Genomic DNA, 23072 nt, shown 5'->3' with positions numbered 1-23072 from the left:
CGACGTGCATCTGTAGAATGCCCGGGATCTGCACCTGATGAGAAAAGAATATGTACGACTGGTTGAACGCCCTGCCCAAGGCAGAACTGCACTTGCACCTCGAAGGCTCGCTGGAACCCGAGTTGCTGTTCGCCCTGGCCGAGCGCAACAGGATTGCCCTGCCGTGGGATGACGTCGAAACCCTGCGCAAGGCATATGCCTTCAACAACCTGCAGGAATTCCTCGACCTGTATTACCGGGGCGCAGACGTATTGCGCACCGAGCAGGACTTCTACGACCTGACCTGGGCCTACCTGCTGCGCTGCAAGGCACAGAACGTTATTCACACCGAACCGTTCTTCGATCCGCAAACCCACACAGACCGTGGCATCCCGTTCGAAGTGGTACTGGCCGGGATTACCGGTGCGCTGAAAGACGGCAAGTCGAAGCTGGGCGTCGACAGCGGCCTGATCCTGAGCTTCCTGCGTCACCTGTCCCAGGAAGAGGCCGAAAAAACCCTCGATCAGGCGCTGCCGTTCCGTGATGCGTTCGTCGCCGTAGGCCTCGACAGCTCGGAAATGGGTCACCCGCCAAGCAAGTTCCAGCGTGTGTTCGATCGCGCGCGCAACGAGGGCTTCCTGACCGTGGCCCACGCCGGAGAAGAAGGTCCGCCGGAATACATCTGGGAAGCACTGGACCTGCTGAAGATCCAGCGCATCGACCACGGTGTTCGCGCCATCGAAGACGAGCGGCTGATGCAGCGCATCATCGACGAACAGATCCCGCTGACCGTCTGCCCGCTGTCCAATACCAAGCTTTGCGTGTTCGACGACATGGCCCAGCACAACATCCTCGACATGCTCGAGCGCGGCGTGAAGGTCACCGTCAATTCGGACGACCCGGCCTACTTCGGTGGCTACGTGACCGAAAACTTCCACGCGCTGTACACCCACCTGGGCATGACCGAAGATCAGGCCAGACGCCTGGCGCAAAACAGCCTGGATGCACGACTGGTCAAGCCCTAGAGAGTGATTGAGCGGCTATCCCCATCGTTCCTCACGCTCCGCGTGGCAATGCCTTTCGCGACGCTCTGCGTCGCAAGAGGACGCGGAGCGTACGGAACTGCATGCCTACGCGGAGCGGTGGCACGATGTTGGTGGAGCGAGCAACACCCACCGCTCCAGTCAGGCCGCCGCTGCGATCTTGCTGATTTCCCGCTGCCCACTGGATGAGACCTGCAAGGTGCTGGACTCTTCAGTGGTGCGCAGCCAGCCCATCTGAATGAACAGCTGCAACAACCCCGCCCCCAGCGCGCCGCCAAGATGCGGATTGCGATCGTTCCACTTCGGACAGACACACACCGTTTCACGCTTGCGTTGCGCCAGTGCGGGTATGTAGATGCCGCGTTCGGCAAATCTGGCCACCCCCTTGCTGGTGACCTCGACGCGCTTCTCCTGCTGTTCTATCCAGCCGGCTTCCAGCAAGCGCTGATAAAGCTCGGCAGCCATTTCGCCACCCAGATGATCGGAGCAGATTCTTGCACGGCGCAGCGGCAAGGGCGGCCGAGGCTGGGCAAAGCGACGATTGATCTGTTCAGTACTGGCCAGCGAGGCACAGGCCAGCGCCTCGACCGCGGCCCCCACTTCCGGCGCAGCGAGGCGAAAGAAACGCTTGCGGCCGCGAACCTCCTGTTTCAACAGACCACCGCTGGTCAGCCGCGCCAGATGAGCGCCAGCAGAAGAAGTCGAGAGTCCCGCCAGGATTGCCAATTCGTCGGCAGGGCGAGCAGTACCATCCATCAGTGCCCAGATCATTGCGCTGCGCTTGGGGTCGGCCAGCAAAGTTGCGATCTGGCTGATGCAAGGTCCGTATTCCATGTGTTCACTCCCTGTTGAAACATTCATCTATGGTGATGACTGGGTGAAAGCAATCACGCCTCGGTAGAGTTCAACGTGGCTCTTATATGTAATGACAAGTATAAACTCTATGCCCTGCGCCCCCGCTGGGTGAAAAGCGCCTCCTACACACTGCGGGCACACCACGACGCAAAAAATCGCCCAACTGTGGCGCACTCCTTCAACACCAAGTTGTACCCGCGACTACGCCGCAACCCCTCTATACAAGGGGTTTGCAGCGACACTTCAAAAGGGGATTAAAAAGACAAGCGTAATGGCTATGACAAAAATGCCAAATCCACTCAACAACAGTCAGTTTCAACTTTGTCCCGGCAGTGAAACTTCACGTTATTGAAATGCCTTTGAAAATTATATTTTCCGACACTTCCGAAGGCTATTTCCTACCGGGACGCGGCGATTAAAACAAGTTTGCGGACGACAGACCTACAGCATGTTGCTTACACCGTGACCTGAGCATTTCCAGTAACAGAATGACAGGCTTACTGAGTTGCGCCCGATGCGCGCACAACAGGTTCAACGGCGCCCGCTCCCCGACCAGGTCAGGCATCAACACTTTCAGGTGCCCGGCCCGCACATCTGCGGCCACGTCCAGCCAGGATTTGTACGCCACACCTTCACCTGCAACCGCCCAGCGGCGCACGACGTCGGCATCGTCGCTGAACCGGTTGCCGCTGACCGTCAGGCTGATTTCGCGCTTGCCGTCGTTCAGCGTCCAACGGTCATGAACGCGATCGCCGAGCATGAACAGCAAGCAGTTATGCTGCGCCAGTTGCTCGACCTGATGCGGCTCGCCATGACGCTGCAGGTAACTCGGCGCCGCACACAATACCCGGCGGTTGTCAGGCAACACTGGCAGTGCGACCAGGCTGGAATCTTCCGGCTCGCCGTAGCGCAGCGCCACGTCGACAGGCTGGCGGAACAGATCGGCAATACGATCACCCAGCAGCAGACGCACGGTCAGTTGCGGATGCTGCTGTTGAAATTCGTCGAGCCACGGCAACAGCACGTTGCGCCCCAGGTCCGACGGCGCCGAGAGTTGCAGCACGCCCTCGCAACGGTCCTGGCTGCTGGCCAGCAAGCGCCGCCCCTCCTCGAGGCTGCCCAGTGCAGCGCGGGCGTATTCCAGAAACCCCTCACCTTCGGCGGTCAGGCGCAGGCTGCGCGTCGAGCGGGCCAGCAAGCGCGTCCCCAACTGCCGTTCAATACGCTTGAGCGCCGCGCTGGCAACCGCCGCAGACATGTCCATGACCCGCGCTGCGGCAGAAAGGCTGCCCAGATCCGCCGCACGTACGAACAACTGCAAGTCATCAAAACGCAGCATCACGCCCTCTTATTATCAAAATAAAATTGAAAGAGCCTACCGTTTTAGCGGGTTTTATCTTTACTTGAAATAGCCAATGATCTCTTCATCACTTTTTTCTTTGGAGAGGCCCTGACATGAAAGCCATTGCGTACTACCAGTCCCTGCCCATCAGCGACGTGAAATCATTGCAGGATATCGAGCTGCCCGAGCCGGTGGCTGGCGATCGCGATCTGCTGGTCGAGGTCAAGGCCATCTCTGTAAACCCGGTGGACACCAAGATCCGCCAGAACGTCCAGCCTGAAGACGGTGCAGGCAAGGTGCTCGGCTGGGACGTGGCGGGTGTGGTGAAAGCCGTCGGCAGCCAGGTCACACTGTTCAAACCGGGCGACAAAGTGTTCTATGCCGGTTCCCTGACCCGGCCAGGTGCCAACAGCGAGCTGCACGTGGTGGACGAACGCATCGTCGGCCACATGCCGAAGACCCTGAGCTTCGCCCATGCCGCAGCGCTGCCGTTGACAGCCATCACCGCCTGGGAACTGCTGTTCGAGAGATTGCAGATCCCGCAGCAAAAAGGTGAAGGCGCACACAGCCTGCTGATCGTCGGCGCCGCCGGTGGCGTGGGTTCGATCCTCACCCAACTGGCGCGCAAACTGACATCGCTGAAAGTCATCGGCACCGCCTCGCGGCCCGAAACCGAAAGCTGGGTCAGCGAACTGGGCGCGCACCATGTGCTGGATCACAGCAAGCCGCTGAGCGAAGAACTCAAACGCGTCGGCCTGAACCACGTGACTCATGTCGCCAGCCTGACCCAGACCGAACAGCATCTGGATCAGCTCGTCGAAGCGCTCAAGCCACAAGGCAAGCTCGCGCTGATCGACGATCCCAAGTCGCTGGACGTGTCGAAGCTCAAGCGCAAGAGCCTGTCGCTGCACTGGGAATTCATGTACACGCGGTCGATGTTCGAAACCGAGGACATGATCGAGCAGCACAACCTGCTCAATCGGGTTGCCGAGCTGATCGACGCCGGGACGCTGAAAACCACCTTTGGCGAGCACTTCGGCACCATCAATGCCGAAAACCTGCGCCGCGCTCATGCCCTGCTGGAAAGCGGCAAGGCCAAGGGCAAGGTCGTACTGGAAGGTTTCTGAGCCGTCTGAAATCGGTGGTGTCAGTCACGCCCGGCGCGACTGATACCACCGCTTTGGCGATCAGGCGGTCTGGAGCGATGCGTCGCGCCGGGCCTGCGCACGTCGCGTCAGCACCGAGAGGCCCACGGTCAGCACGCCGCACAGGCTGATGACCAGCGCCATCGGTGTGGCCGTGCCATCATGCAGCACGCCCACCAGACTGGCAGCGACGGCGGCAACGCTGAATTGCAGACAACCCAGCAACGCCGAGGCACTGCCCGCGCGCGCCCATTGGCCATTCATGGCGCAGGCCGACGCATTGGGGATGATGCAGCCCAGGCTTGCCACGCAGATGAACAGCGGCACCAGCAGTGGCCAAAGCGCCTCGGTGCGCAGCCCGCTGATCGCCAGCAACACCAGCCCGGCAGCCAGATAAATCCAGACCGTGCGCGACAGCAAAAACGCCGGGCCGGTCTTGCGCAAGATACGCGCGTTGATCTGCGCCACCAGAATGAAGCCCGCCGCATTCATCCCGAACAGCCAGCCGTAGTGCTCGGCAGGCACGCCATACAGTTTGATGAACACAAACGGCGAGCCTGCGACGTAGGCGAACATCCCGGCCATGGCGATGCCGCCGGTCAGCGCGTGACCGATGAACACACCGTCCTTGAACAGATTGAGGTACTGGCCCAGCGCGCCGCTCAATGGCTGACGCGGTGTGGTGGCCGGCATGCTTTCCGGCAACCCCAGCGCAACCGCCGCCAGGCAGGCACCGCTGAACAGGGCAAGGCTGACGAAGATCGATTGCCAGCCAAAGGTACTGACCAGCACACCACCCAGCATCGGGGCCAGAATCGGTGCCAGGCCCATGACCAGCATCAGTTGCGAGAAGACCTTGGCCGACTCGACGGCGTTGCACTTGTCGCTGACGATGGCGCGTGACAAGACCATCCCGGCACAGCCGCCCAACGCCTGCACGAAGCGCGCGGCAATCAGCCATTCAAGACTCGGCGCAAAGGCGCAGGCGACCGAGGCAAGCATGAACAGGGTTACACCGACCAGCAGCGGAATGCGCCGACCGAACCGGTCAGCCACCGGGCCATAGGCCAGTTGCCCCAGGGAAAGTCCCAGAAAGTAGGCCGCCAGGGTCAGTTGTACGTGTTTTTCATCGGTCCCGAAATACGAGGCCATGGCCGGAAAGCCAGGAAGATAGAAGTCGATGGCCAGAGGGCCGAAGGCGCTCAATGAGCCAAGGATAAGGATCGTTCGTAGATTCATCGGGTGTCCATTCACAGATGCAGAGCAACGGGCTAGTTTACCCGGCTTACCTTGCAGAGAACGACGAACGGGGGAATTAATTCAAAACTTTTCAATGTTTACAGACCGGGAGACCGCATCGATCTCCCGGGGCAGGGTCATGCCGGCTGCGCCTGATAACCCTCTTCGCTGATCAAACTGACAATCCGCTCGGGCGACAGGCTGCTTTGCACCTTGACCTGCTTGCTGGCCAGTTCGACCTGAACATCGGCACTCGGGTCGTCATGTTTGATGGCCTCGGTCACCGCGCGAACACAATGCCCGCAGGTCATGCCTTGAACGTTGAATAACTGCATGATGTCACTCCTTCAGTGATGAACAGCGAGCATCTTCAACCTTGTCATCATGGCAAGGTCAAGTTTCTGCCATTGCTGCCGGGCTGGCATTCGGCGTAATCGTGAGCCAAGCTGGGTTATCGACACCTCTATCGTCAGCCACATTTACATCAGGAGTATCAGCGATGCGCTGGTCAGCAGTCAGCCTCTTCAGCATTCTCGGTTTCCTGGCTATCACACCTGCCACTCAGGCGGCTCAGGACTACGGCATTCTGATCATTTCCCGAGAGCGCCTGGAAGTCGCGACTTCCTGCGAGATCGGCATCTACGTACAGGACCGTCTGGCCGGCAGGCTGTATCAGGAAGACTCGGTGTCCTTCAACCTGCCTGCCGGTGAAGTCTCGGTGCGGCTGAGCACCCTGCGCGGCAATGTCGTGGGCTGTGAGCCCGGCATGGAAGCGCCGCGCAGCACCAAGATCCAGCTGCGTGCGGGGGATATTCTCAAGTACCGCATCGCCGCCGACCTGAACGGGATGTACCTCAAGAAAGCCGACCTCAACTATTGATTCGCGCTTGACCTTGCCCGTATGGCAAGGTTGATCCTTGCAGGTAGCCAGCCTCAGGGAGTGATTCACATGCAAGACACCACCACCTTCGACCTGCCGATCAGCGGCATGACCTGCGCCAGTTGCGCAGGTCGGGTCGAGCGTGCCCTGGCCAAAGTGCCGGGGGTCAACAGCGTGACGGTCAACCTGGCCAATGAACGCGCCCACGTAGACACCGCAGCGCACACCGATCCGCAAACCCTGATCGACGCCGTCAGCCGTGCCGGTTATAGCGCCACGCTGAACCAGGATCGTCACGCCGACGCCGGCCAGAAAGCCCGTCACCTGCACCACGAACGCTGGGCCTTGCTGCTGGCCATCGCGCTGGCGCTGCCGTTGATCCTGCCGATGTTGTTGTCACCGCTGGGCGTGCACTGGATGCTGCCTGCGTGGGTGCAATTTGCGCTGGCGACGCCGGTGCAGTTCATCCTTGGCGCACGTTTTTACGTAGCCGCCTGGAAAGCCGTGCGCGCAGGTGCCGGCAATATGGACCTGCTGGTCGCGATCGGTACCAGCGCCGGCTACGGCCTGAGCGTCTATCAATGGCTGCACGCTGCGCCCGGAACGACGCCGCACCTGTATTTCGAAGCATCGGCGGTGGTGATCGCGCTGGTGCTGTTGGGCAAATACCTGGAAAGCCGCGCCAAGCGCCAGACCGCCAGTGCCATCCGCGCCCTCGAAGCGCTGCGCCCGGAGCGCGCCCTGCGGGTAGTCGATGGCCTCGAACAGGACGTCGCGATCAGCGCGCTGCAGCTCGATGATCGGGTGCTGGTCAAACCCGGCGAGCGCTTCCCGGTGGACGGCGAAGTGGTCGAAGGCCGCAGCCATGCCGACGAAGCGCTTATCACCGGTGAAAGCCTGCCGGTGGTCAAGCAACCGGGCGACAAGGTCACCGGCGGGGCAATCAATGGCGAAGGCCAATTGTTGATCAGGACCACCGCGCTGGGCGCGGAAACGGTGCTGGCGCGCATCATTCGTCTGGTCGAAGACGCTCAGGCAGGCAAAGCCCCGATCCAGAAGCTGGTGGATAAAGTCAGCCAGGTGTTCGTGCCCACCGTGCTGGTGATTGCCTTGTTCACACTGGCCGGCTGGCTGCTGGTCGGTGCCTCGCTGGAAGTCGCGCTGATCAATGCCGTTGCCGTACTGGTGATCGCCTGCCCTTGCTCCCTGGGCCTGGCGACGCCGACAGCGATCATGGCCGGGACCGGTGTGGCAGCGCGTTACGGCATTCTGATCAAGGACGCCGAAGCGCTGGAACGGGCTCACGAGGTCGATGCCGTGGTGTTCGACAAGACCGGCACGCTGACTTCGGGCACGCCGCGTATCACCAACATGAGCGCGGTGCTGGGCAATGAAGAACACCTTCTGCAACTGGCGGGCGCGCTGCAACGCGGCAGTGAACACCCCTTGGCCAGAGCGGTGCTGGATGTCTGTCATGAATGGCAACTCAAGCCTGATGCCGCGCAAAACAGCCGCGTCCTGAGCGGTCGGGGCATCGCCGGCACCGTTGAGGGCCGTGAACTGGCGCTGGGCAATCGACGCTTGCTGGAGGACAGCGGCCTGCCGATGGGCGATCTGGCCGAGTCCGCACGCATCTGGGAAGCCGAGGGGCGCACGCTGTCCTGGCTGATCGAGCAGGCTCCGGAGCCGAAAGTGATCGGTATGTTCGCCTTCGGTGACACGCTCAAGCCTGGAACCGATCAGGCAATCAAAGCGCTGAATGCGCGCGGCATCAGCAGCCATCTGCTGACCGGCGATAACCGGGGCAGTGCTCAGGTGGTTGCCAGGGCATTGGGCATACACGATGTGCATGCCGAAGTATTGCCTGCCGACAAGGCGGCCACCGTCACTCAACTGAAAAGCTACCATGTGGTGGCGATGGTCGGTGACGGCATCAACGATGCTCCGGCGCTGGCGGCAGCGGATGTCGGTATCGCGATGGGCGGCGGGACCGATGTCGCCATGCATGCAGCGGGCATCACCCTGATGCGCGGCGACCCGCGACTGGTTCCGGCGGCTCTGGACATCAGCCGGAGGACCTACGCGAAAATCCGCCAGAACCTGTTCTGGGCGTTCGTCTACAACCTGATCGGCATTCCCCTCGCGGCACTGGGCTATCTCAATCCGGTATTGGCGGGCGCGGCGATGGCGCTGTCGAGCGTCAGCGTGGTGAGCAATGCGCTGCTGCTGAAAACCTGGAAACCCCGCGACCTGGAGGACGCACCATGAATATCGGTCAGGCGGCGAAAAACAGTGGCTTGAGCGCGAAGATGATCCGCTATTACGAGTCCATCGGTTTGCTGCAAGCGGCCCATCGCAGCGACAGCGGCTATCGCCTGTACAGCGCGGACGATCTGCACACGCTGGCGTTCATCAAGCGCTCAAGGGACCTGGGGTTTTCGCTGGAAGAGGTCGGCAAACTGCTGACCCTCTGGCAGGACCGCCAACGGGCCAGCGCCGACGTCAAGGCATTGGCCCGCCAGCACATCGCCGAGCTGAACCGCAAAATCGACGAATTGGCGAGCCTGCGCGACACGCTTCAGGAACTGGTGGAACACTGCCACGGCGACGACCGCCCCGACTGCCCGATCCTCAAGGACCTGGCATCGGGCGGGTGTTGCTAGCCACTTCCACAAGGGTCTCACCGCATCCACTCGATAGAGCGCCTGCACGCGCTCCGTGGGAGCGAGCTTGCTAGCGAAAGGGCCGGTACAGCCTTCGAAAACAGTGCGCCTGATACATCGTCTTCGCGAGCAAGCTCGCTCCCACAAGGGGCTTACTGCATGCNCGCTCCCACAAGGGGCTTACTGCATGCAATCGGCGGAGCGCCTGCCACACGCACTTCCTGTGGGAGCGAGCTTGCTCGCGAAAGGGCCGGTACAGGCTCCGAAAACAGCGCGCGTGATACATCGTCTTCGCGAGCAAGCTCGCTCCCACAGTGGTCTTACTTACTGCATCACTCGACGGAGCGCCTGCCACACGCACTCCCTGTGGGAGCGAGCTTGCTCGCGAAAGGGCCTTACTGCATCCACGGCGGCGGTGGCTCTTCGGTGGATTTGCTCGGTGGCGCGTCGTCTGCCGCACGAGCTGCCTGGCGGCGGGCTTCGTCGAGGCGGGCGGCTTCGATTTCGCGCAGTACGCCGCCCACATCGGCTTCGTCCTCAGGCTCATCGAATTCACCGGTCAGCACCGTGGCGGGCGACAAGGTGCCTGCCTCGTAGTACGACCACATTTCCTTGGCGTACTTGGTCTTTCTGAGCTCCGGCGCGAATCTGCCGAAGTACAGCGCCATGTTGCCGACGTCGCGCTCCAGCATGCTGAACGCGTGGTTATTGCCCGCGGCATCGACCGCTTGCGGCAAGTCGATGATGACCGGGCCGGACGGCGCCAGCAGCACGTTGAACTCGGACAGGTCACCGTGCACCAGACCGGCACACAGCATCAGCACGATCTGCTCGATCAGGAATGCGTGATACTCGCGCGCCTGATCCGGCTCCAGCACGACGTCGTTCAGACGCGGCGCTGCATCGCCATACTCGTCAGCTACCAGTTCCATGAGCAGCACGCCTTCCAGGAAGTCGTACGGCTTGGGCACCCGGACACCTGCGCCGGCCAGACGAAACAGCGCAGCCACTTCGGCATTCTGCCAAGCGTCTTCGGTTTCCTTGCGCCCGAACTTCGAGCCCTTGGCCATGGCGCGGGCCTGACGGCTGTTGCGTACCTTGCGACCTTCCTGATACTCGGCCGCCTGACGGAAACTGCGTTTGTTAGCCTCCTTGTAAACCTTGGCACACCGCAGCTCATTGCCGCAACGCACCACATAAACAGCTGCCTCTTTACCACTCATGAGCGGGCGCAGCACCTCGTCGACCAGACCGTCTTCGATCAGGGGTTCAATGCGTTTAGGAGTTTTCATCAGCTTTTATTGTGGGTCCTTTGTTGCCAGATACGCGATTGTTGCCGTTATACGGCAATCCTCCGCCAGCGAGTAGGGGTAACCCCCTGTGGATTGAAAGGTTTTTTAAGAAAAAACCACGCAATCCCCCGGTTTAAAGCACCTTTCGTGCCGTACAGCCGGTGAAAGATATTCCGGGACAAAACATGTAAAAGCAGAAAAAACAGCGTTAGATGCACTCGTTAGTGCACAAGGCATCCACGCCTTACTTGAACAAGTCACCGGGGGTGTGGCCGAACAAACCCTTGAAGGCTGCGATGAACGCTGACGTCGAGTCATAACCGCAGGCCAGCGCGGTCTGCGTCACACTGGCGCCCTCTTCCAGTGCAGACAGCGAAGACAGCAGCCGTGCCCGCTGCCGCCAGCCACGAAAGCTCAATCCGGTTTCGCGCTGAAACAGGCGCATCAGCGTCTTCTCGGAGGTCCCGAGGCGGGCGGCCCAGTCGTGCAGGGTGATCAAGCGCCCCGGCTCTTCGATCAACTCATTGCACAGCCCCAGCAAACGCGGATGACGTGGCAACGGCAGTGAAAAACCCACTTCGGGCAGTTGCGCCAGTTGATCCAGCAGCACCTGCACCAGCCGCGCCTCATGGCTGTCCTGCTCGGGATAATCCACGGGCAACAGGCAGAAGCTCTTGATCAGCTCGCGGGCCAGTGGCGTGACTTCCAGTACCCTGCAGCGCTGCGGTGCCCACCCCGAATCTGCCGTGCGAATGTACAGGCTGCGCATTTCGGCGCGCATGGAGGTCACCACCTCATGCTCGAGCCCGGCAGGCACCCAGACGCCCCACTGCGGCGGCGCAAAGAAACTGCCCTCGGCGGTATGCACACCCAGAACCCCGCTGATCGCGTAGGAAAACTGCACCCAGTCATGGCGATGGGGCGGCGTCCAGGAACCGGCGCTGAGGCTTTCGGCACGGGCATACAGCGGGCGCGGCAGGCCGGACAAGGCCGGTATCTGCCGTTCGCCTGTGAGCTGTCGCTGATTGATCTGTCCGTTACTCGGCATCTTATGGCCTTATGTCGCAAGACGGCTATGGAGCAACAGAGTAGCCTGCACGCCTCTCTGTTTACAAAAATTCTCCGGCCCCCTATGCAATCACTCAAACACTTCAAGCGCGTCGCCACCGACTGGTTCCTCTGGGGCATGGTGCTGGCGACGGTACTCGCCTATTTCTTCCCGCGTTTCGGGGCTACCGGCGGCAGCATGCACGCTGAGTACGTCATCAAGGTCGGCGTGTTCGTAGTGTTCTTTCTGCATGGCGTGAATCTGTCCAGCGAGCAGATCAAGAAAGGCCTGACCAACTGGCGCTTGCACGTGATGATCCAGGTCTTCACCTTCGTGGTGTTCCCGCTGATCTGGCTGGCGTGCAACAAGCTGCTGGGCTCGCAGGTGCCAGCGCTGCTGATGCTGGGCTTCCTCTACCTGTGCGCCCTGCCCTCGACCATCTCCTCCTCTGTGGCGCTGACCGGCAGCGCAGGCGGCAATGTCCCGGCAGCGATTCTCAATGCCAGCATGTCCAGTGTCATCGGGATTTTCATCACCCCGTGGCTGGTCAGCCTGGTGGTCGGCACCGGCGCTGGCGGGATCGATCTGGGCGATACGCTGCTCGACCTGTGCGCCATGCTCCTGCTGCCACTGGTGCTTGGCCAGTTAATGCGGCCGCTGCTGGGCAAGTTCTTCGCCCGTCACAAGAAATACACCAACCTGATCGACAAGCTGGTGATTCTGCTGCTGGTGTATGCGGCGTTCTGCAACTCGATGATCTCCGGCATGTGGCAAAGCCAGGGCAACAGCGTGATCCTGACCGCGTTCATCGGCACCGCGCTGCTGCTGGCGGTGATCCTGTTGATGACCACCCGCACGGCGCGGGTGCTCAAGTTCGATCATGCCGACAAGGTCGCGGCGGTGTTCTGCGCCACCAAGAAGTCCCTTGCTGCAGGCGCGCCGATGGCTGCGCTGATTTTCGGCAGCAATCCGGGGCTTGGCCTGATTCTGTTGCCGATCATGATCTACCACCCGATGCAGCTGATCGTGTGCTCGATCATCGCCGAGAGCTACGCCAGTCGTCATCGCCAGCAGCTTTCGGCCGCCGCCCTGGAAGAAGCTCGCGCCGCGTGATTGCGGCTTACATCAGCGCGTCATCATCCAGCGTGACGCGCGCGTAGAAGACGATCGCCACGGTGGGGATCAGTGCGGAATAACCCGGTCGCAGCGCAGTGCCGAAGTGCGTCAACAAGCGTTGCACCGGGGCCTGGCGAATTGCACCGAGCAAGCCCTTGACCGCGACGGGCGCCTCGTCGGGCTGCGCGGTCTTGAAAAACGCCGCCACGGTCAGGCGCTCGGCCAGTGCATCGACATGCGCGGCATAGATATCCCAGCTCATCGCGCGGACACTGGCACGCGGCATCTGCACCAGCGGGTGCGCGCTGTTGAACGCATGGCGAAAGAACGTTCTGAGCAGCAACTCTTCCACTTCGACCACTGTCGCGCACTGGTGCAGCGCATCGCCCAGACCGTATTGCCGCGCCAGCATGCCCAGCACTCGCGTATAGGGCACGCCACGACGCCGGGCGGCATTGATCAGAAAGTGCCCGGCGACCAGCTGGAATTCGCGCACGAAGGCGTAAGTGCGGTCCGCTTCAGTGGCCTTGAGGCGCGTCCAGCGACTGCTGCGCAAATGCTTGATGGCCGCCTCCAGCACGTAGTCCGGCGAACGGGCCAGAACGCTGTGCAGCCAGACGTCCTGCAGGACCGGGTCGCGAGTCATTGTCGGTAGCACCGCAACGCCGGTTTCCAGCCCTTCACAGCCACTGAAGCGAGTGGCAATCAGCACTTCCTGCAAGCGCTGCCAGTAATGGTGATGGCGATAACCCCGCATGCGCACGTTCTCGAAGTGCTCGACCGGCGTACGTCCCAGGCTCTTCTCGCCGAGATTCAGCAACAGCACATGATCTTCCGTGGAGTACGCATTGATCAGCCGTCCGCTGATTTTCTGCTTGAGCCGCTCGGCCTCGGCAGCATCGATGCGTACGGCAGCGGCCATCAGCAATACGTCGCCCACCACCAGCCCGTGTTCGGGTGTCTGCTGCAGCTCCTTGAGCGCGCTGACCAGCAGCCGGCCGCCCAGTGAATGGCCGATCAGATTGACCTGCCTGACGTCGGGATGATGTTCGAACAGGTAGCGATCCAGCTGCGCCAACAGCACCTTGCCCATGTCGCGGGCACGGTTGCGGATACGCGCAAAATGAACGACCCGGTCCCCCGCCAGCGCCGCCGCGCCCGCGAGCGGGTGCACTCGGGCAGCCGCCATCAGCAGGCCACGGGAACGGTTGCCCATCTGGGTGAAATGGCTGGATGGCCAGAACGCCAGAATGTTCACACTCTGGCGCAAGGCGCCGGGGATGCTGTTGGCCAACAGGCGTCGGTCATCCAGATCATGCCCTGACGAGTAGCCGTGAATGAAGACGTTGGCGACCTCGCCCGAGGTCTTGGGCAGGGTCAGAAACTTGAAATGATTTTCCACGTTGTCCTGTCACACATGGGCGGATTGCACGCTCAATTGCTGGCGATGAAGCGCTTGGCGATCAGTACGATCAGTCGCAGGCAGAACATGATACCGGTCACCGCGATGACCCATTTGGCCACCAGCAGGAAATAAACCTCTATTTCATCGGAGACCAGCCCCACCAGCAAGCCCATCCCGCCGATCAGCAAACCGATCAGCATCAGCCCGATATAAGGCCTCAGCCAGCGAGTGCGCGCGCCTTTGTCGAACAGATAGAACACGGTGCCGATCAGAATCAGCAGTACCGATACGCCAATAATGAACCCCATGCCTTACCTCAACGTTACAGGCCAATAATGCTGATTGATCATCCCACGCACGGGTGTGACACGGAGCGCCACGACATGCATTCCCACGCCGGAGCGTGAGGAACGATAGTCGTCAGGTAGACCGCGATAGTGCCCATGCTCTGCGTAAGTCAGTTGTGGATTATGCCCATGACCCCAGCATTTGCCTAACGCTCCAGAATCGCCGTCACGCCCTGGCCGCCTGCAGCACAGATGGAAATCAATCCACGTCCGCTGCCTGCCGCATCCAGCAGCTTGGCCAGGTTGGCGACGATGCGGCCTCCGGTCGCCGCGAACGGGTGGCCGGCAGCCAGCGAGCTGCCCTTGACGTTCAGTTTGCTGCGATCAATCGACCCCAGCGGCGCGTCCAGGCCCAGACGGGTTTTGCAGTAGTCGGCGTCTTCCCAGGCCTTGAGGGTGCATAGCACCTGCGCGGCGAAGGCTTCATGGATTTCGTAGTAATCGAAGTCCTGAAGGGTCAGGCCATTGCGGGCCAGCAGACGCGGAACGGCGTAGACCGGCGCCATCAGCAGCCCTTCTGCACCGTTGACGAAATCCACCGCTGCGGCCTCGCCATCACGCCAGTAGGCCAGCACCGGCAGGCCCCGCTCGCGAGCCCATTCCTCGCTGGCCAGCAACACCACCGATGCGCCATCGGTCAGCGGTGTCGAATTGCCCGCCGACAAGGTGCCCTTGGCGCTGCGCTCGAACGCGGGCTTGAGGCCGGCGAGCTTTTCAAGCGTCAGGTCCGGACGCAGGTTGTTGTCACGGATCAGCCCCAGATACGGCGTCATCAAATCATCCTGCCAGCCCTCGGCGTAGGCCGCGGCCATTTTCAGATGGCTCTCGAGCGCCAGTTGATCCTGCGGCCCGCGCTCTATGCCCCAGGTCTGCGCCATCAGCTCGCAATGCTGGCCCATCGACAAGCGCGTACGCGGCTCGCCGTTACGCGGCAGCTCCGGTTTGAGGTGGTGTGGGCGCAACTGCATCAGGGCTTTGAGCTTGTCACCGGGCGTCTTGCTGCGGTTTACCTGCAGCAGGATCTTGCGCAGCCCCTCGTTGACGCCGATCGGTGCATCGGACGTGGTGTCCACGCCACCGGCAATACCGCACTCGATCTGCCCCAGAGCGATCTTGTTGGCCACCAGCAACGCCGCTTCCAGCCCCGTACCACACGCTTGCTGAATGTCGTAAGCCGGGGTCTGTGCCGAGAGCCGCGAGCCGAGCACGCATTCGCGGGTCAGGTTGAAGTCTCTGGAGTGTTTGAGCACTGCGCCCGTCACCACCTCGCCCATGCGCAGCCCGTGCAGATTGAAGCGCTCGATCAGCCCTTCCAGAGCAGCCGTGAGCATGTCCTGATTGCTGGCCTTGGCATAAGGGCCATTGGAGCGCGCGAACGGAATGCGGTTACCGCCGACGATGGCGACCCGACGAGGATGCGTCATGGAAAACTCCCTTTCTTCAAGCGAATGAATGAGCCGTGTCGATCGCAAGAACAAACGTCATGCCACCGTGGTCCATTCCTTTGAACCCCGACTTCAGGAGAGTGTTCCATGCCGTCAGATCGCTATATTGATTTCGCCAACTCCGACATGGGTCGGCGCCTGGTGAAGGCCGTCGGTCTGCCCGCCCCCACTCACCTGGAGCGCTGGCAGGCCGGACGTCTGCGTCCCGTCGAAGGGACCTTGCTGATCAGCGCAGGACCGCTGGGGGATCAGGTCCGCCAGTTCGCCAGCCGCCTGACCGACTCGCTTTACAGTTTCGGCAGCGACATGCCCGGTGCCACGACGTGGGTGTCCAACCAGGGTCCGCGCCTTAAGGCAGTGGTTTTCGACGCCAGCCAGATCCTGCGCACCGATCAGCTCAGGCAGTTGCGGGACTTCTTTCAGCCGCTGCTGCGCAATCTCGATCACTGCGCGCATGTGGTCATTCTCGGCAAGGCACCCGAGACACTCACTGATCCGCTGGCGGCCAGCACTCAACAGGCCATCGAAGGCTTCAGCCGCTCGCTGGCCAAGGAAGTGCGCAATGGCGCAACGGTCAAGTTGCTGCAGGTGGATGACGACGCGCAGGATCAACTGGAGGGCGCCCTGCGCTTCTTCCTCACGCCCAAGGCTGCGTTCATCTCCGGCCAGTTCGTCCACCTCAGTGCCTGCCCGAGCAAGGTGCAGGACTGGACCCGCCCGCTGGCCGGGCGCAAGGCAGTGGTGACGGGCGCGGCACGCGGCATCGGCGCGTCAATCGCCGAGACCCTGACCCGTGACGGCGCGCAGGTCATCCTGCTGGATGTGCCGCAAACCAGGAACGAGCTGGAAGCACTCGCCTCACGGCTTGGCGGTCAGGCCCTGGCGCTGGATATCTGCGCGGCGGATGCCCCGGCGCAGTTGCTCGAACACCTGCCCGACGGCGTCGACATACTGGTGCACAACGCCGGCATCACGCGCGACAAGACGCTGGTCAACATGCCGGAAGATTTCTGGGACTCGGTACTGGCGGTCAACCTCAGTGCGCCGCAAGTGCTGACTCAAGTACTGCTCGACGCGGGAGCCTTGAAGGATAACGCGCGGATCGTGCTCATGGCCTCGATCAGCGGTATCGCCGGTAACCGCGGGCAAACCAACTACACCACCAGCAAGGCAGGTCTGATCGGTTTTGCACGGGCCATGGCCCCCGGGCTCAAGTCACGCGGCATCAGCATCAACGCCGTCGCGCCGGGCTTCATCGAAACGAAAATGACCGCGCACATGCCGTTCACCCTGCGTGAAGCCGGGCGGCGCATGAGTTCGCTGGGTCAGGGCGGCTCGCCACAGGACGTTGCCGAAGCGGTGGCGTGGTTCAGCCAGCCGGGCAGCGGCGCGGTGAGCGGTCAGGTTCTACGTGTATGTGGTCAAAACGTGATCGGGGCTTAAGCACCCGCATCGAATTCAAGGAGATGGATGATGACGGCTCACTGGCGCTACCTCAATTCCCTGCAGCCCCTGTCCAACCTGTTCATCCAGGCAGCGCTCAGGCGCAAGGTCACCGGGATGCAGCTACCCGATCTGGGCTTGCGCAGCTGGATTGCGGTCGATACCGACAAGCTTGAAGCGTACCGCAAAGTGTGCGGATTCGAAGAGAGCAGCCTGCTGCCTCCGACCTATCCGCACGTGCTGGCATTTCCGCTGCAAATGCAATTGATGACCTCCGAGGACTTTCCGTTCCCGCTGCTGGGGCTGATTCACCTCGCCAATCGCACCCGCACGCATCGCCCACTGGGCGGTGTGAGCCAGTTGTACATCAGCGTTCAGGCCACCGATCTGCGCCCGCATGCCAAGGGGGCGACGTTCACCCTGGTCACCCAGGCCGAAGACGGCATGGGGCTGTTGTGGGAAGAAGAAAGCACCATGCTGTGCACCGCCGTGCATCTGGAAGACAGCCCGGTAAGCTATCCGGAAGCCGAGCCGCTACCGCTCAGCGAACTGCAACACTGGCGGGCGACGGCGCAGATAGGCCGCGAGTACGCCAAGGTGTCGGGCGACTACAACCCGATCCACCTCAGCGCCCCCAGCGCCAGGCTGTTCGGTTTTCCACGCGCCATCGCCCACGGCATGTGGCTCAAGGCCCGGGCGCTCGCGGCGCTGGGCGAGCATTTGCCGGCCTCGAATGTCGAGATCAGCGTGCAGTTCCAGAAGCCTGTACGCCTGCCTGCCGACGTGACGCTGTCGGCCAGTGCCGCCGGCTCGCAGGGCCAGTTCCGTGTCGAAGGCCAGGAAGGCATCGTGCATATGGTCGGTAGCTGGCAGCCTGTCAGCGAGTGACGCACAGCCGGATGAACACCTCTGACGGGAGCCCTGCTCCCATCAACGGCTGAACAAACCTCAACGCCCACTTGCCTGGCGACCCGTTCCCCCTGAAGCTATGCGTCTTCAGGAGAGCATGATGAACCTCGACGAGTTGACCCAACGCCTGCACCGCATCCGCGACCAGAATGACTGGAAACAATTTCACAGCCCGAAAAACCTGGCCATGGCTGCCAGTGTGGAGATGGCCGAGCTGGTGGAAATATTCCAGTGGCTGCGCGAAGACCAGTCCCGCGAGCTGCCTGCCGACCAGTTGGAGCACGCCGGCCAGGAAGTCGGCGACATTGTCCTCTACCTGTTGCTGCTGTGCAGCGAACTGGGCCTGGACATGGACGCGGTGGTGCGTAACAAGCTGGCTGACAGCGAGCGGAGATTTGCCAAGTGAGTGATCGGCATTTCGACCAGCTGGCGACCCGTTTTGCAGAAAAGATCTATGGCGGTGCCAAGGGTGCCATTCGTCTGGCAGTACTGCAGGCCGACCTGACCGAGAACCTGCCCGCGCGACCGCTTCGTGTACTGGATATCGGCGCCGGGCTGGGCCACATGTCGTTATGGCTGGCCGAACAGGGTCATCAGGTGACCCTGGCCGAACCCGCCGAGCCGATGCTCGAAGGCGCACGCCAGCGCTTCGCCGATGCCGGACAGACGGCAACCTTCATTCAGGCCCCGTGGCAGGCGCTGCCCGAGTTACTGAGCGACACTTATGATCTGGTGCTGTGCCACGCCGTGCTGGAATGGCTGGCCGAGCCGCACAGCATCCTCCCGGTGCTGCGCCGGCTGACCAAGGACGATGGCTGGCTGTCGCTGGCGTTTTACAACCGCGATGCCTTGGTCTATCGCAACCTGCTGAAGGGCCATTTCCGCAAGATGCGCAAAAATGACATGGCCGGAGAAAAACAGAGCCTGACGCCCCAGCAACCGCTCGACCCCCGGGAACTGGCGGCGCAACTTGAAGGCCTGTGGCAAGTCGAAACGCGTAGCGGGGTGCGGGTATTTCACGATTACATGCCGGTTGAATTCCAGGCTCGGGCCGAGCTGACGGATCTGCTGGAAATGGAACTGGCGCATCGGCGTCATCCAGCCTTTGCCGGGCTGGGTCGATACCTTCACTGGATGTGCCGTCCGGTCTGACATCACTGCGGAGCCCACCATGAAACACCGTTCTGCCTTGTTTGCCATGCTGCTGGGAACCGCTCTGCTCGGGATCTGCGCCTGCCAGAGCGACAACCCGTATGTCGCCAGCTCTCTGCCCATGCCTCCCGCCCCCGCGCAGGCGGCAAGAACGCTGGACATGAGCGCCTACCCTGCGCCGCCGCGTGACTATGGCCGTTATCGCTCTTGGGGCTGGCTCAACGGTCAGCTGCCGCCCGGTACCGCATGGGTGGATTCGGCGCAGGTGGTCGAAGCCGTGAGCAACGGCCTGGATCAGCGTGGCTTGCGACCGGCTCGCGGCAATCAGCCGGCAGACCTGTACGTCGCTGCCACGACCCGGCAGGAAACCCGGCTGCGCCAGGTGCGTGAAGATTACGATCCCTACTACGGGGGCGGCATGGGCTATGGCCGCTACGATGGCTACCGGCCCGGTTATGGCGGCTACGCCAATGTGCCGGTGGTGCGCACCTATCAGGAAAAGGTCATGGTGGTGCAGATCAACCTGATTGACGCGCGCAGTGGCCAGCCGGTATGGAGCGCCAGTGCCGATGCGCGCGCCAGCAACAATCTGGCCGACCGCAGCAGTGCATTGCGGCAGGCCGTGCAACAGGCTCTGGCGGCCTACCCGCCTTCGTAACCCTTTCGGAGAACTGCCATGTTTCGCCGTATCGTTCTGCTGACCTGTGCCATGTTGCTGACGGCCTGTCAGAGCAACTCGATCAATCGCGACTTCGATGCCCAGCGGGATTTCGGCGGCTATCGCAGCTGGAGCTGGAAGGAGCCCGCCGTTCAGTATCAGCCCGACAATGATCCACGGCTCAAGAGCGACCTGACCGAGCAGCGCCTTCGCCAGTCGATCGGCGAGCAACTGGACCAGCGTGGATTACGCATGGCCGCAGCCGGCGCCCGGCCGGATTTGAAAGTGCAGGCCTGGCTGATCGTCGAAAACCGTCAGCAGACGGTCAGCACCAACTATGGCGGGGGCTGGAGCCCCTGGGGCGGTTATGGCTACTGGAACGGGCCGATGAACACCGAAACCCGCAGCGTCGACTACAAGGTCGGCACCGTGCAGATCGATATGTTCGACGGCAAGGACGGCAAGCTGGTCTGGCGTGGCAGCACAGAGCGCATCCTCAATGACAACGCCGGCAGCCCGTCCGAACGCGATCAGGCCATGCGCACTACGGTGGCGAAAATTCTGGAGCAGTATCCACCGCGCTAACCGCGACAGACGTGCCGATGCTCTGCGTCGGCATGGCGTTCCAGACGCTCTGCTACCCTGCGCAATGAACAGCGCGATCCGGGCTCAGGCCTGCAGATCGCCCTGCATTTCATCGAGCAATTCCTGAATCGCGTCGAGACGCTCTTCGGGGTCGTCGATTTCCAGCAGTTCCACTTTGTCTTTTTCGGTGAACGGCAGCAGATAGGCAAGCTGGTTGGACAAGGCGTATTGCCCACCGGCAGACACACCCATGTTCAAGGAAGCCACCATTGGATGCTCGGCCAGCGCTTCGAGCAGGGCTACAAGGTCGGCGTCTTCCTCCTGCAGCGGGCGCTCCACGGGCTCTTCCAGCCACTCGACCTCGGCCACCAGCAGTTGATCGCGCTGAACCTCAGTAGCGACAACCCGGAAGCGACGCCCCCCGACCACACGAATGCCCAGCAAGCCGTTCTCCTGCTGCTGAAAATCCATGACCAGCGCTTCGCAGCCGATCAGCGAATGGCCGTCCGGCGCGGAGCCGACTTCACTTCCCTCGGTGATACACACCACACCGAACCCTTCCCCCTGCTTCATGCAGCGGCCGATCATGTCCAGGTAACGGGCTTCAAACAGCTGCAGATCAAGCACGCACCCCGGAAACAGCACAGCATTCAGCGGAAACAATGGCAGCGTCATAGAAAAGCCTCCTTTTAAATGGCCAGCGACATTGCCAGCGGCAGGAACAACGCCGTTGCAACGCCCATCAGACTCATTGCCAACGCAGCAAAAGCCCCCGTTTCTTCCCCCTCCTGCAATGCCACGGATGTGCCTACCGCATGCGCGGTAAGCCCCAGCGCCATGCCTCGGGCAGCAGGATTGTCCACCCCGATCAGTGACAGCAGACCGGGGCCGAAAATGGCACCGAATACGCCAGTAATCAACACAAAAACAGCCGCCAGGGCGGCAACCCCGCCGATCTGCTCGGCGACCAGCATGGCGATGGGCGATGTCACTGATTTGGGCGCCATGGTCATCAGAATCATGTGGTCGGCACCGAACAGCACCCCGAACCCCACGCACAAACCGGTGGCAAACACCCCGCCGATTACCAGCGTAGTCAAGACCGGCCAGAACAACTGGCGGATCCGTCGCATATTCAAATAGAGCGGGACCGCCAGCGCAACGGTTGCAGGCCCCAGCAGCGTGACCAGAATCTCGGTGCTTTTGCGGTACTCGGTGTATTCAAGGTCGCAGAACAGCACGACCCCGATCACCACCACCATCGAGACCAGCACAGGCTGCAGAAACAGCCAGCGGGTTCTTTCATAGGCGGCCATCGCCAGTTGATAGGCACCCAGGGTGATCGCGATGCCGAAAAGCGGGTGATGGATCACCGACAGCCATGCACCGTGCCAGTCAAGACTCATGGCAACTCCCGGCGCTGGGCCTGACGCTTGATCAATGACTGCATCAGCCAGCCGACAAAGACCACGGAAATCATCAGCGACAGGGTCAGGGTGCCAAAGATCGCCCAGAAGTCCTCGGCAATGGCCGACGCGTACACCATCACCCCGACCGCAGGCGGCACCAGCAGCAACGGCAGATAGCGCAGCAGACTGCTGGCCGCCATGCTGATCGGCTCGCTGACTTCACCGCGCCACATCAAATACGCCATAAGCAGCACAAGGCCGATGATCGGCCCTGGCAAAATCGACAGAAACAGGTGGTTGAGCGCGGTCCCCAGCAATTGGAACAGCACCAGCCATGTCAAACCCCTTAACAGCATGAGGACTCCAGCAGATAAACGAACCCGGCGAACGATCGGCGTCATTATAAACACGCTGCGCCAGAGGTCATGAGTGGGTATTCGCATTGCCGCAGTTGCTTGACCGGCCAGCCGCCCTCTGCTGATCTGATATTCGCCCGCAGGCACGAGCTATGCGGGCGATACCGCCTCATCAGACAAGGAGAGCAGCATGCCTTCTGTACCCGTCACAGAACTCAGGCAGCACATCGGCAAGGACGCAGGCTATTCAGACTGGCTGACCATCGACCAGCAGCGTATCAACCTGTTCGCCGACGCCACAGGGGATTTCCAGTTCATCCATGTCGACCCGGTCAAAGCGGCGCAGACTCCGTTCGGCGCGACTATCGCACATGGCTTCCTGTCGTTGTCGCTGATTCCCAAGCTCATGGAGGGCATCATGGTACTGCCCGAAGGCTTGAAGATGGCGGTCAATTACGGGATGGACAGTGTGCGCTTCGTTCAACCGGTGACGGTCAACTCGCGGGTGCGTCTCAAGGTCCAGCTGACCGACGTGAGCGAGAAAAAACCCGGCCAGTGGTTGCTCAAGGCAACGGCCACCCTGGAGATCGAAGGTCAGGAAAAACCCGCTTTTGTGGCCGAACCTTTAACGTTGTGTTTCGTATAAAGCGTTTAAAACATGAAACAGTCGTAACAGACTGTTTCATCCCGTTGACTCGCTGCGGCATACTCCCCTGCGGTCGTGCCCCCTAACATCTGCTCAAGCGGAGCCGGGCTCGCCC

The 23072-nt window shown here is 61.6% G+C and carries 25 protein-coding genes; 13 read left to right on the top strand and 12 right to left on the bottom strand.

Annotated elements, in window-relative coordinates:
- Positions 1-50: 50 nt before the first annotated feature.
- Entirely contained in the window at positions 51-1004 is a 954-nt protein-coding gene (locus KBY02_RS15335) for an adenosine deaminase (protein WP_024663943.1), read from the top strand.
- Positions 1005-1163: 159 nt separating this feature from the next.
- Here KBY02_RS15335 and KBY02_RS15330 read toward each other — a convergent pair whose 3' ends face one another.
- Both KBY02_RS15330 and KBY02_RS15325 read right to left on the bottom strand, forming a co-directional pair.
- Positions 1164-1856: an ArsR/SmtB family transcription factor gene (locus KBY02_RS15330; protein ID WP_004407992.1), complete on the bottom strand. Its 693-nt coding sequence runs from the start codon at positions 1854-1856 to the stop codon at positions 1164-1166.
- A gap of 436 nt (positions 1857-2292) precedes the next feature.
- Positions 2293-3216 carry a LysR family transcriptional regulator gene (locus tag KBY02_RS15325; RefSeq protein ID WP_004407991.1) on the bottom strand — a complete coding sequence of 308 codons (924 nt, stop codon included), beginning with the start codon at positions 3214-3216 and terminating at the stop codon, positions 2293-2295.
- 116 nt (positions 3217-3332) lie between these two features.
- Between KBY02_RS15325 and KBY02_RS15320 the strand changes: the two genes are divergently transcribed.
- Entirely contained in the window at positions 3333-4346 is a 1014-nt protein-coding gene (locus KBY02_RS15320; RefSeq protein WP_003431856.1) for a zinc-binding alcohol dehydrogenase family protein, read from the top strand.
- A gap of 60 nt (positions 4347-4406) precedes the next feature.
- Here KBY02_RS15320 and KBY02_RS15315 read toward each other — a convergent pair whose 3' ends face one another.
- Both KBY02_RS15315 and KBY02_RS15310 read right to left on the bottom strand, forming a co-directional pair.
- On the bottom strand, positions 4407-5603 hold the full coding sequence (locus tag KBY02_RS15315; RefSeq protein WP_011266545.1) for a multidrug effflux MFS transporter: 1197 nt from the start codon (positions 5601-5603) through the stop codon (positions 4407-4409).
- 137 nt (positions 5604-5740) lie between these two features.
- Complete coding sequence (locus tag KBY02_RS15310) at positions 5741-5938, bottom strand: heavy-metal-associated domain-containing protein (RefSeq protein WP_003366461.1); 198 nt, start codon at positions 5936-5938, stop codon at positions 5741-5743.
- A gap of 164 nt (positions 5939-6102) precedes the next feature.
- Between KBY02_RS15310 and KBY02_RS15305 the strand changes: the two genes are divergently transcribed.
- From KBY02_RS15305 to cueR, 3 genes are all read left to right on the top strand, one after another.
- A complete protein-coding gene (locus tag KBY02_RS15305) occupies positions 6103-6483 on the top strand; it encodes a hypothetical protein (protein WP_003318651.1) in 381 nt (126 codons plus the stop codon).
- 69 nt (positions 6484-6552) lie between these two features.
- A complete protein-coding gene (locus tag KBY02_RS15300; protein WP_122319774.1) occupies positions 6553-8751 on the top strand; it encodes a heavy metal translocating P-type ATPase in 2199 nt (732 codons plus the stop codon).
- Positions 8748-9146 carry a Cu(I)-responsive transcriptional regulator gene (gene cueR / locus KBY02_RS15295; protein WP_058399235.1) on the top strand — a complete coding sequence of 133 codons (399 nt, stop codon included), beginning with the start codon at positions 8748-8750 and terminating at the stop codon, positions 9144-9146. The genes KBY02_RS15300 and cueR overlap by 4 nt, the downstream gene beginning before the upstream one ends.
- A 395-nt stretch (positions 9147-9541) precedes the next feature.
- Here cueR and KBY02_RS15290 read toward each other — a convergent pair whose 3' ends face one another.
- Complete coding sequence (locus tag KBY02_RS15290) at positions 9542-10438, bottom strand: PA4780 family RIO1-like protein kinase (protein WP_003318655.1); 897 nt, start codon at positions 10436-10438, stop codon at positions 9542-9544.
- 244 nt (positions 10439-10682) lie between these two features.
- The gene (locus KBY02_RS15285; protein WP_024642166.1) at positions 10683-11486 is read right to left on the bottom strand and encodes an AraC family transcriptional regulator; all 804 of its coding nucleotides are present in this window, start codon (positions 11484-11486) and stop codon (positions 10683-10685) included.
- A gap of 84 nt (positions 11487-11570) precedes the next feature.
- Between KBY02_RS15285 and KBY02_RS15280 the strand changes: the two genes are divergently transcribed.
- Positions 11571-12599 (top strand): bile acid:sodium symporter family protein, encoded by a 1029-nt coding sequence (locus tag KBY02_RS15280; RefSeq protein WP_024650884.1) that lies wholly within the window; start codon positions 11571-11573, stop codon positions 12597-12599.
- Between the two features lie 7 nt (positions 12600-12606).
- Here the strand turns inward: KBY02_RS15280 and KBY02_RS15275 are convergent, their stop codons facing one another.
- From KBY02_RS15275 to KBY02_RS15265, 3 genes are all read right to left on the bottom strand, one after another.
- Positions 12607-14004 carry a DUF726 domain-containing protein gene (locus KBY02_RS15275; protein WP_116893403.1) on the bottom strand — a complete coding sequence of 466 codons (1398 nt, stop codon included), beginning with the start codon at positions 14002-14004 and terminating at the stop codon, positions 12607-12609.
- Positions 14005-14036: 32 nt separating this feature from the next.
- Positions 14037-14315, bottom strand: a complete 279-nt coding sequence (locus KBY02_RS15270; RefSeq protein WP_011266537.1) for a hypothetical protein — start codon at positions 14313-14315, stop codon at positions 14037-14039.
- A 185-nt stretch (positions 14316-14500) separates the two neighbouring features.
- Positions 14501-15778 carry an acetyl-CoA C-acetyltransferase gene (locus tag KBY02_RS15265; protein ID WP_004407972.1) on the bottom strand — a complete coding sequence of 426 codons (1278 nt, stop codon included), beginning with the start codon at positions 15776-15778 and terminating at the stop codon, positions 14501-14503.
- A 108-nt stretch (positions 15779-15886) separates the two neighbouring features.
- On the opposite strand from KBY02_RS15265, the gene KBY02_RS15260 reads away from it, so the two are divergent.
- From KBY02_RS15260 to KBY02_RS15235, 6 genes are all read left to right on the top strand, one after another.
- Positions 15887-17242: a 3-oxoacyl-ACP reductase gene (locus tag KBY02_RS15260; RefSeq protein ID WP_004407971.1), complete on the top strand. Its 1356-nt coding sequence runs from the start codon at positions 15887-15889 to the stop codon at positions 17240-17242.
- 30 nt (positions 17243-17272) lie between these two features.
- A complete protein-coding gene (locus KBY02_RS15255) occupies positions 17273-18130 on the top strand; it encodes a MaoC/PaaZ C-terminal domain-containing protein (RefSeq protein ID WP_024641338.1) in 858 nt (285 codons plus the stop codon).
- Between the two features lie 121 nt (positions 18131-18251).
- The gene (locus KBY02_RS15250) at positions 18252-18557 is read left to right on the top strand and encodes a MazG-like family protein (protein ID WP_004407969.1); all 306 of its coding nucleotides are present in this window, start codon (positions 18252-18254) and stop codon (positions 18555-18557) included.
- Complete coding sequence (locus KBY02_RS15245) at positions 18554-19303, top strand: methyltransferase domain-containing protein (protein ID WP_004407968.1); 750 nt, start codon at positions 18554-18556, stop codon at positions 19301-19303. The genes KBY02_RS15250 and KBY02_RS15245 overlap by 4 nt, the downstream gene beginning before the upstream one ends.
- Positions 19304-19322: 19 nt before the next feature.
- Positions 19323-19961, top strand: a complete 639-nt coding sequence (locus KBY02_RS15240; protein ID WP_116893402.1) for a DUF4136 domain-containing protein — start codon at positions 19323-19325, stop codon at positions 19959-19961.
- A gap of 18 nt (positions 19962-19979) precedes the next feature.
- On the top strand, positions 19980-20546 hold the full coding sequence (locus KBY02_RS15235; RefSeq protein ID WP_116893401.1) for a DUF4136 domain-containing protein: 567 nt from the start codon (positions 19980-19982) through the stop codon (positions 20544-20546).
- Positions 20547-20630: 84 nt separating this feature from the next.
- On the opposite strand, the gene KBY02_RS15230 is transcribed toward KBY02_RS15235, so the two are convergent.
- The 3 genes from KBY02_RS15230 to KBY02_RS15220 are packed head-to-tail and all read right to left on the bottom strand — an operon-like array spanning position 20631 to position 22311.
- Complete coding sequence (locus KBY02_RS15230; RefSeq protein ID WP_004407958.1) at positions 20631-21221, bottom strand: LON peptidase substrate-binding domain-containing protein; 591 nt, start codon at positions 21219-21221, stop codon at positions 20631-20633.
- A 14-nt stretch (positions 21222-21235) separates the two neighbouring features.
- Positions 21236-21952: an LrgB family protein gene (locus tag KBY02_RS15225; protein ID WP_024641341.1), complete on the bottom strand. Its 717-nt coding sequence runs from the start codon at positions 21950-21952 to the stop codon at positions 21236-21238.
- Positions 21949-22311, bottom strand: coding sequence for a CidA/LrgA family protein (locus KBY02_RS15220; RefSeq protein WP_004407954.1), 363 nt, complete (start codon positions 22309-22311; stop codon positions 21949-21951). Before KBY02_RS15220 ends, KBY02_RS15225 begins: the two co-directional genes overlap by 4 nt.
- A gap of 190 nt (positions 22312-22501) precedes the next feature.
- Between KBY02_RS15220 and KBY02_RS15215 the strand changes: the two genes are divergently transcribed.
- A complete protein-coding gene (locus tag KBY02_RS15215; protein ID WP_024638257.1) occupies positions 22502-22957 on the top strand; it encodes a MaoC family dehydratase in 456 nt (151 codons plus the stop codon).
- The last annotated feature ends 115 nt before the right edge of the window (positions 22958-23072 follow it).

The sequence above is a fragment of the Pseudomonas sp. P129 genome (assembly GCF_020312195.1).
GTDB classification, from domain to species: Bacteria; Pseudomonadota; Gammaproteobacteria; order Pseudomonadales; family Pseudomonadaceae; genus Aquipseudomonas; species Aquipseudomonas fragariae.
This window is presented reverse-complemented; position numbering and strand designations above follow the sequence as displayed.